General features: G+C 42.6%; 10 protein-coding genes. 5 read left to right on the forward strand and 5 right to left on the reverse strand.

The genetic code is table 11. The features are described from left to right. The 3 genes from AVL57_RS07450 to AVL57_RS07460 all read left to right on the forward strand — a co-directional run bounded on the left by AVL57_RS07450 (position 1) and on the right by AVL57_RS07460 (position 5245). Complete coding sequence (locus AVL57_RS07450; RefSeq protein ID WP_057792586.1) at positions 1-1386, forward strand: uracil-xanthine permease family protein; 1386 nt, start codon at positions 1-3, stop codon at positions 1384-1386. Between the two features lie 257 nt (positions 1387-1643). Continuing rightward, the gene (locus AVL57_RS07455) at positions 1644-4073 is read left to right on the forward strand and encodes a TonB-dependent siderophore receptor (protein ID WP_057792588.1); all 2430 of its coding nucleotides are present in this window, start codon (positions 1644-1646) and stop codon (positions 4071-4073) included. A gap of 95 nt (positions 4074-4168) precedes the next feature. Further along, positions 4169-5245 carry a purine nucleoside permease gene (locus AVL57_RS07460; RefSeq protein ID WP_057792590.1) on the forward strand — a complete coding sequence of 359 codons (1077 nt, stop codon included), beginning with the start codon at positions 4169-4171 and terminating at the stop codon, positions 5243-5245. A 44-nt stretch (positions 5246-5289) separates the two neighbouring features. Here AVL57_RS07460 and AVL57_RS07465 read toward each other — a convergent pair whose 3' ends face one another. The 3 genes from AVL57_RS07465 to AVL57_RS07475 form a co-directional block, all read right to left on the reverse strand. Continuing rightward, a complete protein-coding gene (locus tag AVL57_RS07465) occupies positions 5290-7302 on the reverse strand; it encodes an ATP-binding protein (protein ID WP_057792592.1) in 2013 nt (670 codons plus the stop codon). 144 nt (positions 7303-7446) lie between these two features. Then, a complete protein-coding gene (locus tag AVL57_RS07470; RefSeq protein ID WP_057792594.1) occupies positions 7447-8364 on the reverse strand; it encodes a GGDEF domain-containing response regulator in 918 nt (305 codons plus the stop codon). Positions 8365-8488: 124 nt separating this feature from the next. Further along, positions 8489-10597: a GGDEF/EAL domain-containing response regulator gene (locus AVL57_RS07475; RefSeq protein WP_057792595.1), complete on the reverse strand. Its 2109-nt coding sequence runs from the start codon at positions 10595-10597 to the stop codon at positions 8489-8491. Between the two features lie 358 nt (positions 10598-10955). On the opposite strand from AVL57_RS07475, the gene AVL57_RS07480 reads away from it, so the two are divergent. Beyond that, the gene (locus AVL57_RS07480; protein ID WP_057792597.1) at positions 10956-11306 is read left to right on the forward strand and encodes an Hpt domain-containing protein; all 351 of its coding nucleotides are present in this window, start codon (positions 10956-10958) and stop codon (positions 11304-11306) included. Between the two features lie 40 nt (positions 11307-11346). On the opposite strand, the gene AVL57_RS07485 is transcribed toward AVL57_RS07480, so the two are convergent. Continuing rightward, a complete protein-coding gene (locus tag AVL57_RS07485; RefSeq protein WP_057792599.1) occupies positions 11347-12351 on the reverse strand; it encodes an adenosine deaminase in 1005 nt (334 codons plus the stop codon). A gap of 288 nt (positions 12352-12639) precedes the next feature. Between AVL57_RS07485 and AVL57_RS07490 the strand changes: the two genes are divergently transcribed. Beyond that, a complete protein-coding gene (locus AVL57_RS07490; protein WP_057792601.1) occupies positions 12640-13971 on the forward strand; it encodes an NCS2 family permease in 1332 nt (443 codons plus the stop codon). Between the two features lie 137 nt (positions 13972-14108). Here the strand turns inward: AVL57_RS07490 and AVL57_RS07495 are convergent, their stop codons facing one another. Continuing rightward, positions 14109-14366, reverse strand: a complete 258-nt coding sequence (locus AVL57_RS07495; RefSeq protein ID WP_057792604.1) for a hypothetical protein — start codon at positions 14364-14366, stop codon at positions 14109-14111. Positions 14367-14388 lie beyond the last annotated feature (22 nt).

Consider the following 14388-nt stretch of genomic DNA (forward strand, 5'->3'; position numbering starts at 1 on the left):
ATGCAAGAAAAACATCAAGACTTACTTTATAGCCTGCACGATAAACCCAATGCGGTAGCGTGCTTGACCGCCGCATTTCAGCATATGCTTGCTAGCTTTATAGGAGTTATAACACCAACGTTAATTATCTCTGCCACTTTAGGGCTTACCGAGCATACGGCATATCTTATTTGTATGGCGCTTTTTGTTAGTGGCGTGGGCACCTTTATTCAAACTAAGAAAATCGGCCCCGTAGGCAGTGGCTTAGTAGCAATTCAAGGCACCAGCTTTGCGTTTATTAGTGCGTTACTTTTGGCTGGAATGAAAGTAAAAAATGAAGGTGGAAGCAGCGAAGAAATTTTGTCACTTCTTTTTGGCCTTACGTTAGCGGGCGCGGTGGTTGAGGTGGTATTTAGTTTATTCGTTACCCAGCTAAAGCGCATTATCACACCACTAACTACTGGCATTGTTATTACCGCCATTGGGTTATCACTCATTAACGTAGGAATGACCGATTTAGCCGGTGGGTTTAACGCTGAATCTTTTGCGAGTTTAGACAATTTAGGCTTAGGGGTAAGCGTTTTACTGATTATTGTATTTTTAAATGCATCGAATAATCATTGGGTACGACTATCGGCCATTTTTGTAGGCATGACGGTGGGCACAGGTTATGTGTGGGTAACCAAGGGGTTAGACTTTTCCCACTTAACTACCCTACCCGCTATTGCGATTCCACAGCCCTTCGCGTTTGGCATTAGCTTCGACATTACCTTGTTTTTACCCATTGCGCTTATCTACTTATTTACCGCAATTGAAACTGCGGGCGACTTAACCGCTAATAGCCTGTTTTGCAAAGAACCCGTGTCAGGCCCGCTTTACTTATCGCGTATCAAGGGGGGTATTTTAGGGGATGGACTAAATTCTATGATTGCAGGCGCTTTCAACACCTTTCCAAACACCACTTTTGGTCAAAACAATGGGGTTATTCAGCTTACTGGTATTGCGAGTAGAAAGGTGGGCTTCTTTGTAGCAGGCATGTTTGTTTTCGTTGGCCTGTTTCCAGCAGTGGGAGGCGTGCTACAAGCAATACCTAAGCCGGTGTTAGGTGGGGCAACACTAGTGATGTTTGCGATGGTGGCTGTGGGTGGTTTAAAGCTACTTGCCAGCTACGCGTTAGATAGAAGAAGTAGCTTAATTACCGCGTGTGCATTAGGCATGAGTATTGGTGTAATGATGGTACCAAGTGCACTATCTCAGCTTCCTACTTGGTTGGAAAACGTTTTACTCTCTCCTGTTACGTCTGCCGGGCTTACCGCTATCATTTTAGATCTCACTTTACCCAGTGCACCGCAAACAACACCGCAGGAAGCATCTGAATCAGCGCCAAAAACACAAGGTGAAGTATAAAGGGCAAAATTGGTGCAAAGCCCACATGAAATATCACAATGCTGGTGCAAAGAACCACCAGCTTTGTGCCACTTCACATTTTAGTAACATCAACGTGTTTACCCCATCATAAAAAGTTCAATTAAATCATAAATTTAAATTTATTTAATTTCCTGACCAACTGGACAAGAAGCTGGCACTCATTGTGCTTTTACCCAGACAGAAAAATAAAAAAGTATAAAAGGCCTTTTTAAAGGCTATTAAAAATAGAGGAAACCATGATTAACACTACATTCAAACTAAACCCATTCGCCCGTGCGCTGGCATTCGGTCTGACGTTGTCAGTGCCTTCAATTGCGCTTGCACAAGACGCTGAATCTGCGCCGAAAGACGCTGACGTTGAAAAAATTGAAGTAACAGGGTCACTGGGCAGTTTGCCTGGTCAAGATGTTGAATCAGTTTTTGGTTTTGGAAAATCAATTCTTGAAACGCCACGTTCTGCGTCAACTATTTCACAAGAGCAAATGGAGCGTTTTAACGTTTCAGACATTGATGAATTAGTAGCATTTGCCCCTGGTACATTTACCCAGTCTTTCTTTGGTGTTGCAGGCTCGCTTGACGTACGTGGTACGCCTGGTGAAACCTACTTCCGTGGCGTGAAACGCTTAGACAACCCGGGTAACTACCCTACCCCAATTGGTGCTTCAAGCCGAATTGATATTGTACGTGGCCCAGCTTCTCCTATTTACGGCCCGTCTAAAATTGGTGGTTACTTAAACTTTAACCCTAAATCTGCACGTGCTTCTTCTGGTCAATATTTAGAAAAGCCTGAAGGTGCAATCTCTTATACTACGGGTTCGTGGGACAAGAGTGTGTTAACGGCAGAAGTAGGTGGTCCAGCGCAAGTTGGCGACAAAACAGTAGGGTATTACCTGTACGGTGAAGTTGAAAACTCAGATAGCTATTACGAAAATACGCAAACTGATCAAACCATTCTGCAAGCCGCGTTCAACATCGACATTACTGATAATCTTCGTGTTGAATTTGGTGGTATGTACCACGATTACGACGGCAACCAAGTTGCTGGTTGGAACCGCTTAACGCAAGAACTTATCGATGATGGCACTTATATTACCGGTACTGCTCAATCGCTTGATACTGACGGCGACGGTTCAATTAGTCATGAAGAGTATGGTGCAGTAAATATTGCAGGTAACAGCTTTTTCTACGTGCCTGGCGCTGCATTTACTGATGACGAAGCAACTGCTTTAATGGCACTAGAAAATGTTGGAACTACCACATTAAGCGGCAGCCAAGTATTGGTTGCTCCAGATGACCAACTTGGTAACGAAGCCATTACGTTCTACTTCGATACTATTTATTACGCAGACAACTGGGAAATTCGTAACCAGTTCTTCTACGATTCATACGATAATATCAATGAAAATGCGTACGGTTTCTCTCAGTTCCATGACAGCTGGGTTATTGAAGATAAAATTGTTTTCGCGACAGAATATGAAAACGATAGCTTGTTAGCACAGTTCCAAATTTCACCGTCAATTCGCTACACCGATTTTCTACACGGTGATGACTTTACCTATGAGTACTTTAACCGTCGTGATTTAACCATGGCTTCCTCAGCATTAGACCGACGTTTACTGTCTACTCGCTCAGGCATGAACTATGACAACTACGATGAAGGTAATTACCTTGATTTAGGTATTGGTGCAATGACTGATCTTACCTGGGACTGGGGATTAAACCTTGTACTAGGTGTACGTTATGACACTATTGATATTGAAACGACTTCACGTCAGGACTTATTGTTACCGGGTGCTCGCATTGAAGGCAATGAAGGTACACCAGTTTCTGCTGAAGACACCGTAGGTGGATGGTCTTGGAACACCAGTATTTCTTACGAACTTCCGTTTGGCTTAATTCCTTATATCACCGCGGCTGAGCAAGCAACAATTGTTGCAGGTCAGGGTGCTGAAATTGGCGTAGGTCAATTAGAAGATGGTGCGTTTGATACGTCTGAACTTTTCGAGTTTGGTATTAAGGGTTCATTACTAGATGACACCCTTTACTTTGCACTTTCATCATTTGAAATGGAAAGAACCGACTTCAGCAGCCAAAACACGGTAACGAACAACACCACCAACAACAAAGGTACTGAGTTCGAACTACGCTGGGTAGTGAACGAAAACCTTGTTATGTCGGCTGGTTACACGAATATTAAAGTTATTAACCTTACTGCACTAGAAAATGGTAGCCAATTTGGTTTCCTAGGTGCTGAAGATTTAACTAGCCTTACCGATCCTTCATTGGTATTCGGTGGCAACGTGATTGGCTTGAACTTAATTGGTGAAGGTTTTGCTAACACTGATGCACGTAAAGCAGGTATTCCTGAAAACGTGTACACAGTAACCGCCACTTACGACTTCCAAAACGGCTATGCAGCTAACGTGAGTGTTGTTGACGTTGAAGAAGTAGCATCTGGTTTCTCTGCTTCGGTAATGCTTCCTGCTTACACGTTAGTGAACGCAGGTGTGTCTTACCAAGCTGATGATTGGTCTGTTAACTTCACCGTTAAAAACTTAACGGATGAGCGTTATTTCCGTGCTAACTTCCCTGACTTGTTCGGTAGCCAGGTTGTATTGCCTGAATTACCACGTCATTGGAGCGCGAAGTTCGCTTATAAGTTCTAAGCTACTGAAATATAAGTTGTTGTAATATAAATAATGTAAAGGTAAATCTACCCTCGTAGATTTACCTTTTTTTATACCTAAGAGGACAATTATTAATGCGCTATTTTGCTAATGCTATTCTCGCCCTTTCTTTTTTCGCTTCTTCTGGGCACTGCGCTGAAACCACTCCCCCTATTGAAATCAAAGCTGTTGTGGTGGCCATGTTCGAAATTGGCGAAGACGAAGGCGACAAAGCGGGTGAGTTCCAACTGTGGAAAAAGAACCAAAACCTTTCAACACGCTATGCTCTTCCTCATGGGCATCACGATATTTTTGTGAATGAAGACACAGGTGTAATGGGTATTGTAACGGGCATGGGTATCGCCCGTGCTTCTGCCGCTATAATGGCATTAGGACTAGACCCTAGATTCGATTTAACGCATGCTTACTGGCTTGTAGCGGGTATTGCCGGCATGGATCCCGCTGATGGGACGATAGGCTCAGCCGTGTGGACTGACTATGTAGTTGATGGCGACCTTGCCCATCAAATTGATGCACGTGAAATCCCAAGCGATTGGAAAACCGGTTATTTCCCCCTTTTCACTCATTCACCTTACGCTAACGCAGCGTCAGTAAACCCCGAAAAAGCGCCTAACGGTGAAGTTTATATTTTAAATGCGAGTTTAAGAGATTGGGCGTACAACCTAACGAAAGATACGGCGCTACCTAACACTCCCGCTATGGATAAGTTACGTGCTACCTACACGGGATACCCTAAAGCTCTTGCCGCCCCGACTATTATGACAGGCTCACATCTATCGGCGTCTACATTTTGGCATGGCGCATTGTTAAACGACTGGGCTAACGACTGGGTTAACTATTGGACCAAAAGTAAAGGCAACTTTGTTACCTCAGGCATGGAAGATTCAGCCACCTTACAAGCGCTTACTTACCTAGACAATGCTAAATTGGTTGATAAAGACCGCGTACTGATTCTTCGTACTGCCAGTAACTTCACCATGCAGCCAGCTGGGTTAACGGCAGCCAAAAACTTAGAGCTAGAAAGCTCAGGGGAAGGCTACGCAGCACTTCAATCGGCTGTAGAAGCCGCTTACGCTGTAGGCTCGGTGGTTATTGAGGAAATTACCACAAACTGGGATACGGTGAAAACTGACATTCCTGTTAAGCAATAGCGAACTGTAAATGTTCGCTAACTTGTGACAGCGGGCTCCCGCTGTCACTGATGCATTTCTAGAGACTTACTCAACAAGACTTTCTTGAGTTCTAAGGCAACATTGCGTTGATCGACAGGTTTACACAAAAACGCCGACATCCCCGCCTCTTTACACGCTTTTCTGTCTTCTTCTGACGTATTGGCCGTTACTGCTACAATACTACCTTGGCTGTGCATCAACCCTTCTTCATGTATGACTTTAGTGGCTGATATGCCATCGAGCACTGGCATTGCACAATCCATGAAAATAAGATCGTAGTCCTTTTCTCTGGCTTTTTGTATCGCCACTTCACCATCTTCAGCTTCATCGGCAATGAAATTGTATTTTTCCAACATGGAGGCAAGCACGATGCGGTTAATATCATTATCGTCTACCACCAGAATAGACAAAGGGATAGTGAGTAAACTTGATGATAGAGCATCGGAGTGTTCAAGCAGGCCTTGTTTAACATCAGTAAGGGCCACAGGAAGGACAATATCAAAGCTAGTGCCTACATTCATTTCAGAACGAAGCTCTATCTCGCCATCCATTTTCTCAACTAACTGCTTTACGATAGAAAGCCCTAAACCTGTTCCACTGCCTTTAATGGCCGATTGCTTTTGCCCTTGTATGAAAGGCGTGAATAACGAACCTTTAGTTGCCTCATCCATTCCCTCACCAGTGTCTTCGATGGAAATAAGCAAGTTAGGCACATTGAACGCTTCTCTTAGCGTTAATTGTATGGAAATGTGCCCTCGTGAAGTAAACTTAATGGCGTTGCTCAATAATCTGGAAATAATCTGCCCTATTCGATTGGCATCACCATTTATATAGGTATTCTCAGGGAACGACAGCACCGCAAATAAACGAAGGCCTTTTTCTTTGCACAAGGGTTTAAATACATCAATCAGCTCTTCTGCCATTGCCCGCACGCAGAAGTCATTTTTTTTCAGTACAAGTTCACCACTGGAAATTTCGGTGTAGTCTAAAACATCGTCTATAAGCAACAATAAACGGTCGGCGCTCTTAAGCGCTAAATCAGTTTTACGCTCTCGAATATTCACTCGCTGCTCGAACTTTATGGCCTGTAGCATACCCGTAATACCATTAAGCGGCGTTCTCAGTTCATGGCTGATACGAGATAACAAATGACCTCGCTCTTTAAACGCCGCTTCTGCATCTTTTTGTCTATCCTCTAGCTCCAAGCGAAGCTTTACCGATTTATCAACATTTTGAAACGTACCAAAAAGCCGAACACATTGGCCTTCAAACATTTCAACCATACCGTGATTTTCGACCCATACAGAATTTCCCTTTGCAGTAATTATCTGCAAGGTAACGGTCCATGGTTCGCCTGTTTGTATCGCGTGATTTACCAATCTTGTGATTTCATCGCGATCTGCCCCCTCTTTATAAAACTCGATGGCAGAGCCTAGCTCTGGCGCATAGTGTTGAGGCACTTCATGAATAACACGGGTTTGAGAAGACCAAAAAAGCGCGTTCTCGACGATATCAACTTCCCACACACCTATATTTGCCACTGACTGCAGCTTTGCAAACAACTCAGCATGCTTTATTGAATTATCGTCAGCACCACGTTCTTTTTGTAAAACGCTTTCTAACCAGTTATCAAGTAGAGACAACTTTCCTTTATCGTAAGAAGATTCTATATCTTCCACACTGTTTACCAGTATTAATATAACGTGATAGTTACCAACACGGTGAACGCGACCAATAATGAAGTCTTTTGCCGATAAGTTTTGTTTCGCCCACAGATTAACCTCAGTGCAGCTTTCTAACTGGCTGGAAGGAAGAGAAGCTATATCAACAGGAAAAGGGGGCAATAGTGATTGATTGGGAGCTAGAGAGGCATCTGCTTTGGCAATAACATCGATATGTTCACAAGTAACATGCAAGAGTATGCCTTGCTGCATGGATAATATGTCGCAACCAGACTTAAGTACTTTTTCAAAGTTAAGTACCGTTGAAGAAACGGAAATAGGGTACTGTTCTTTACTATTGAATTGTTGAGACATAGCAAACCGCCATTAAAATCAAGAAGCCCTCTAAGGGAAAGAGGAGCCACTACAGTTTTTACACTGCTCCATTACGGCAATGATAGTGGTTGTTGCAAATAAAAAAAATTAAACAATAGGCTATTATTCTAAGGGAGAAGCGGTTTAACCTATGGCGCGATTACGCCCAGACTCTTTGGCTTCAAAGAGAAAAATATCAGCAGATTCGATAAGTGAAGATACGCCCGTGTCCTGTAATTCAACGGCAGATCTGACAGCATAGCCCGCGCTAAGGCTTAGCATTCCACCTTTACCGGCATAATGCGTAATGCTTTCACTTCTTATTGCAGCCACAATATCTTCTGCAATTTTCTTTACTCCATTCAAATCGGTATAAGGTAATACCAACATAAATTCTTCACCACCAAATCGAATGGCAGCATCTTTAGGGCGTCGAGCATGTTCAGCTATAAGCTCTGACACTTTTTGAAGGCAGATATCACCTTGAAGGTGGCCATAGTTATCGTTGTAGAGTTTAAAAAAATCAATATCAATCATGATGACACCTACGGTGCTATGGTCGCGAGCAACTTGCTTTACTAATAATGGAATTTCATTACTCAAGTACATTCGGTTGTATAGACCTGTTAACTGATCGTGAAAGGTCATTTTTTTAAGTAGTTCTGTGCGTAGCTTACCTTGTAAGTGGTTTTTTATGCGATGCACAAGTGTAGAGGCGGTAACTGGTTTTAAAACAAAATCTGAAGCCCCCACTTCCCAACACATATTTTCAGTTTCAACATCAATAGTAGAAGTAACAAAAACAACAGGTATGTGAGCAGTATCAGCGCTGTCTTTTAAGGTTCGACAAACCGTAAGCCCGTCAATATCAGGCATATTCATATCTAACAGAATGAGATCGGGCTTATGGGTAACACACTGGCCAATTGCCTCTTTGCCGCTTGCAGCAGAAATACAAGTAACGAAAGGCTCGAGTATTGAGGTTAAAAGCATCCTGCTAATAGGCTCATCGTCGACTATGAGTACTTTGCATGCCGAGTATGGTTTTAGTTCTAACTGCATAAATTTAACAAGACTATCTTAAGAGGTTGAGGGGCAGATCGTAGTATCGCTATACTACAGTAACACTTAAAAAATATTAACCAAAAAAAGAAACTTCCATCTTTTCAGGTTTTTAAATTTGTTATTACATGGTTAGCGATGTTTGATTTAAAAATCGTGCGGTGAATTCATCTTCTGATATAGGTTTACACATGTAGTAACCTTGGCCATATTCACAGCCCAACTGCCTCAGCGAGTGAAACTGCAATTCGGTTTCAAGCCCTTCTGCCACCAGTATCATGTTAAGACAATTAGCGAGGCGAACAATAGCCGTAACAATATCGAGCGCCTGGGGTTCGTGATCCATATCTTTTACAAAAGAGCGGTCAATTTTAAGTACGTTTAAAGGAAACTGACGTAAGTAAGATAAACTTGAATAGCCAGTGCCAAAGTCATCTAGTGCTAGTGAAAGCCCCAACGAGGAAAGCGCGAGTAACATTTTTCGCGTTTGGTCAAAATCGTCCATTAATGCAGATTCGGTTACCTCTAACTCTAACAGCCTTGGGTCAATTCCAGACGAAACAATCACTTCCTCAACTTCTTTAGCAAAGCAAGGGTTTGCTATTTGCAGGGCTGACACATTAACTGCAATTACAAGCGGTTTATTTGCTTCAACACACTTAGCAATAAACTCACAGCTTTTTACCAAAACTTGCTTACCTAACCGATGAATCAACCCTGTTTCTTCAGACAAAGGAATAAATTCATCCGGTGAGATTGTATTGCCATCCTCGTCGATGATTCTAACAAGGCTTTCCGCGCCAACGACCTTGTTCAAATTTAAATCGTATTTAGGTTGGAAAAATACCGCCAAGCTGTTGTTATCAAGTGCGCTACGAAGCTTTACTTCGGTTTCAACACGCTTGCGCATGGCCAGTTGAAGATCTTTCGAGAAGAAGCTGAACTTGTCTTTACCTGTGGCTTTTGCGCGATACATGGCGGTGTCTGAGTGACGCATCATTTCTTCTGCGCTAGAGGCATCTTGAGGATACAAGCTTATGCCAATACTCAAACTTAGTTGGTGATGCCGGCCATTAATGTGAATAGGCTCCCTTGCACTTTGCAAGCAACTCATTGCCACCCCATCGGCACTTAAACCACTACCTACATGGGTCAACAAACATGCAAACTCATCACCGCCCACCCTTGCCAGCGTTGCTGACGCACCGCATGCTTGTTGAAGGCGTTTTGATATAGACAATATAATGGAGTCGCCGACTTTGTGCCCTAGCGCATCGTTCAAATATTTAAAATTATCAATGTCTATGAGTAACAAGGCGACACTATGCTGCGCTTTGTCGGTACGATTAATAGACTGAACAATTCTGTCATGCAATAGCACGCGATTAGGTAAGCCAGTGAGTTGGTCGTGGTTAGTGACATGGGCCATTTGAACGGCCATTGCCACCGTTTCAGACACATCTTGAAACACCACAACGGCCCCTCTAACATTGCCTTGCGTATCCAAAATTGGAGATGCCGTATCTTCTACCCTGCACTCTTCACCTTGCTTGCTCACTAACTTTACGTTAAACGCCATTGCAACAGGTCGCTTAACCTTCATGGTGTATAACGCAGGATTAATCATTACTGCATTCGTAGTGTCGTCTCGTAACTCCATGATGTCATCAACCATGCGCCCGCATGCTTCAAATTCATTAAAGCCCGTTAAGCGCTGAGCAACCGGGTTAATAAACGTTACGATACCTTCTGCATTTGTGGCGATAACCCCATCAGCGATAGCATTAAGCGTAATGTTTAGCTGCTCTTTTTCTTCAAGAATTCTTTCGTTGTAAATAGCTAGCTGTGATTTTTGACGTTGAATTAAAAGGTGATTCTTTACCCGCATCCTGCAAATTTCGATATCAATAGGTTTCGCAATAAAATCAATAGCACCCAATGCAAGCGCTTTTCGCTCATTTTCACTGTCGGTAAATGATGTAACGAAAAGTATCGGTATTTCTCGTAAGCCTAAATCCGCCTTCACCGCTCTGCAGATGTCGAAACCTGAGCGCTTGGGCATACTGATATCAAGAATAATTAAGTCGGGTTTGTGTGTTTCAATAAGATGAAGGGCTTCTACACTGTCGCTGGTACTAATTACGTTCGCTAAGCTACTTACCGCTGACTCTAAAATGACGATATTGACGGGTTCGTCATCAACAATAAGCACATTTTGCGCACGCATATCCATAGCTGTCGTTTTTCCTCTCAACTTTTTCTTTAAACCTTTCCAATACCAAGTATCGACCACGCCATCTTTTTCGTTATTAGCCTTTAGTATATATTCAGCTAAACTTATATTATTGGTAATTTGAATGCAGATTTTAGTAAGCAGGTTTTACTGACAAGCCAATGCCATAAAAGGTGCCACAAGAGATGCCATACGATAAATGCCACAGAACGTTAAAACACAATTTAAATGTGACTTAAATTAAACAGGCGAAACCATCCTGTAAATGGGTTCACAATTAAATTTATTTGATATACAGTTTTGCGAGTAAACTACCTACTTGCACTTTCCACATGGTTTATAAGGCAAAGATATCGTTATGAATTTTGATAGTACCTCGCTATGGCAACATGAAAAAGCTTTACAACGCTTAGCGGGAAACCACGCGCTGTTGAAACGCGTAGTTGAAATGTTTATTAATCAAATCGATGAAAAATATTTATCGCTTATTACTGCGCTTTCAAATAAAGAGCGAGAAGAAGTTCGCTTTATTAGCCACGCTATTAAAGGTGTTTCAGGTGATGTGGGTGCCGAACTGTTGCGTCACAAAGCTTCATCTATTGAAATATTATCTGCATCCGATAATTGGGATGAAATTGAAGTACAGGTTAACGGGTTAGCAGAAGTGATTGATGCCACTAAATCTGAAATGGTTGCCGCCCACGCATAAATGCTATAACAAGCTAAGATACAATGAGCGGCATATCAGCTTAGCTTGTTAAAGCATGTATGTGATCAATGTGTTGTTGCTTAATGTCATCCGGTAAAAAACTCGCCTCGAAACTATTAATAGCCAGTTGCTTCACGTGTGCTTCTGTTACAGGTAGCGCATCACACAAGGCTTTATAATTATCATTTAAAAACCCACCAAAATACGTTGGGTCGTCTGAATTCACCGTAACCATCAAGCCCTCATCAAGAAGCGATAATATATTGTGTTTGGCTAAGTCATCTACCACACACAACTTCAAATTACTTAATGGACACACGGTTAAAGGAATTTGATTGGCCTTAATATAAGCCATCAATTTATCGTCTTCTTGGCACCGTACGCCATGGTCAATCCGGTCTACGTTAAGCAAGTCTAGTGCTTCCCAAATGTATTCTGGCGGTCCCTCTTCACCGGCATGAGCGACTATTTTAAAGCCCAACGCTCGCGCTTCTTGAAACACCCGTTCGAATTTAGACGGTGGGTGACCCAATTCAGAACTGTCTAAGCCAACCGCATCTATTACACTGTAATAAGGCTTGGCAGCTTCAAGCGTAGCGAAGGCGTCGCTTTCTGGTAAATGCCTTAAGAAAGACATAATTAAGTAACTAGAAATACCATACTGCCTTTGTGCATCTTTCATAGCCCGCAAAAAACCGGGCATGAATACATCAAATCCTATACCTCTTGCGGTATGGGTTTGTGGGTCAAACATGATTTCGGTGTGAACCACATTGTCTTCATGACATCGGGTGAAATACGCCCACATTAACGCGTAAAAATCATCTTCATCAATGAGCACGCCCGCACCGGCGTAATATATATCAAGGAAGCTTTGCAAGTTAGTAAATTGATAGGCGGCAGCTATCTCTTCAATGCTTTTATATGGCAACGTGATACTATGTTTACTTGCCAGGTGCCACATAAGCTCAGGTGTTAGGCTGCCTTCTATATGTAAGTGCAGTTCAGCCTTCGGGAGTTTTTGAATTATTGTTGATAGCGACATGGCCCCTCACAGTTAGAAGTGCACCATTTTGATGCATTTTGATCTTAATTAGTGCGCAACTTCTTTTCTAGCGTTGATTTAGTCAGGCGTTGTTATAACGCTTCCGATGTGAAATACACGGTTTTTAAAACCTTTATTAGTTAATTTCACTGGCGTACCACTGACTTTGCGTATTCTGGCTATGATTACCGTAGCACAAAACGCACCAACAAACTGACTAAGTGGTCAAGTTTTTGCTTCATGCAACATCAAATAATGATAAATGACTCAACGCATAGAGAAATCTACATGTCCAATAACGTATTAGAGCGCCTGTTTAAGCTTCAGGCGCATGGAACCACAATAAAAACAGAAGTGGTAGCGGGGCTAACTACTTTCGCCGCCATGTCATATATCTTAGTGGTAAACCCAGGGATCCTTGGTTTAAGTGGCATGCCTATCGAAGGATTAATCACGGTAACCGCGTTAGCTGCCTGTTTGGGTACTTTACTGATGGCGTTTATGACTAACTATCCCATTGCGCTTGCGCCTGGTATGGGGTTGAACGCTTTTTTTGCTTTTACTATTTGTTTGTCGAGAGAAATTCCTTGGGAAGCAGCCTTAGGAATTGTGTTTTGGAACGGTATTTTATTTTTGCTTCTTTCCCTAACTGGGGTTAGGACAAAAGTAGCCGAATCTATTCCCCCTGCCCTGAAAATTGGTGTGCAATGCGGCATAGGATTATTCATTGCTTTTATCGGCCTTAAAAATGCTGGGCTAATTGTAGATAACCCAGCTACTTTCGTGAGCCTTGGTGATTTATCTAACCCTGCGGTGATGCTGGCTTTACTAGGCATCATTTTTACCATTGTTATGGTAGTAAAAAAGGTGACCGGCGGTATTCTTATTTCTATCGTATTGCTTACCGTTATTGGTGCGTTTGTGCCCACAGAAAACGGCATGTTAACCGCAACCCCTGAAGCCATTATTGGCTTACCAGAACCTATATCAAACACCTTTATGGCAATGGACTTTTGGTACCCTATTGATCATATCGCTGAAACATGGGACCTAATATTTGCGCTTATGTTCGTGAATATGTTCGACACCATCGGGACCTTAATTGGGGTTTCTCGCCGTGCGAACCTGCTAGATAAAAACGGAAAATTACCTAAGATTGGCCCTGCTATGACTGCAGATGCTTCTGCCAGTGTGGTAGGTGCGTTTATTGGTACATCACCGGTCACCAGCTATGTTGAGTCTGCTACTGGGGCATCAGCCGGTGGTAGAACAGGGTTAACCGCGGTGGTCGTTGCGCTGTGCTTTGTTTTAGCTTTATTCCTTACGCCACTAATGAAGGTCATTCCGTTGATGGCAACAACCCCTGCCCTCATTATGGTGGGTATATTAATGATGGAAGCCATACGTCAGATAGATTTCGACGATTTAGGCGCCCTTGCTACCGCAACAGTTGCGCTAATAGCTATGCCCCTTACTTTTAGTATTAGCGAAGGCATTGCCCTTGGCTTTATTACCTATGTGGGTATTAAGATGGGAACCGGTAAATTCAAAGAAGTGAGCGGCTTAACCTACGCATTGGCGGGTGTGTTTATACTGCGCTATATATTTGACCTAAAATAGTACACACAGCCCTATGCTTAGCATATAAAAAAACGGTGAAGATAATCTTCACCGTTTTTTTGTGCTTAACCTAAATTCGTTAATCTATCTAAATTATCTAAACTACTTAGGCTAAACGTAGATCGCGCTTGCTAATCCTACTCTAAACCATCGTAGCTAAAGGTAACGGCTTTATCGCCCATAAAGACTATCTTTACGTGTTTCGCTTCTTCGTTACCCCAAACGCACGACACTGCGCCCATGGTTTTTGCGCAATTATCTGCAGCCCCTATCACCGATGATACTTCATCTTGAGACATACCCATTTTTAGTTTGTCGTAGTTTTCTTTATTTAGCTTCGAACAGCCCGTTAACACGAGCGCTGTTAATAAACATAAGGCAATTTTTACTTTCATTTTTATTTCTCCAGTTTATATA

The organism is Alteromonas stellipolaris (assembly GCF_001562115.1).
GTDB classification, from domain to species: domain Bacteria; phylum Pseudomonadota; class Gammaproteobacteria; order Enterobacterales; family Alteromonadaceae; genus Alteromonas; species Alteromonas stellipolaris.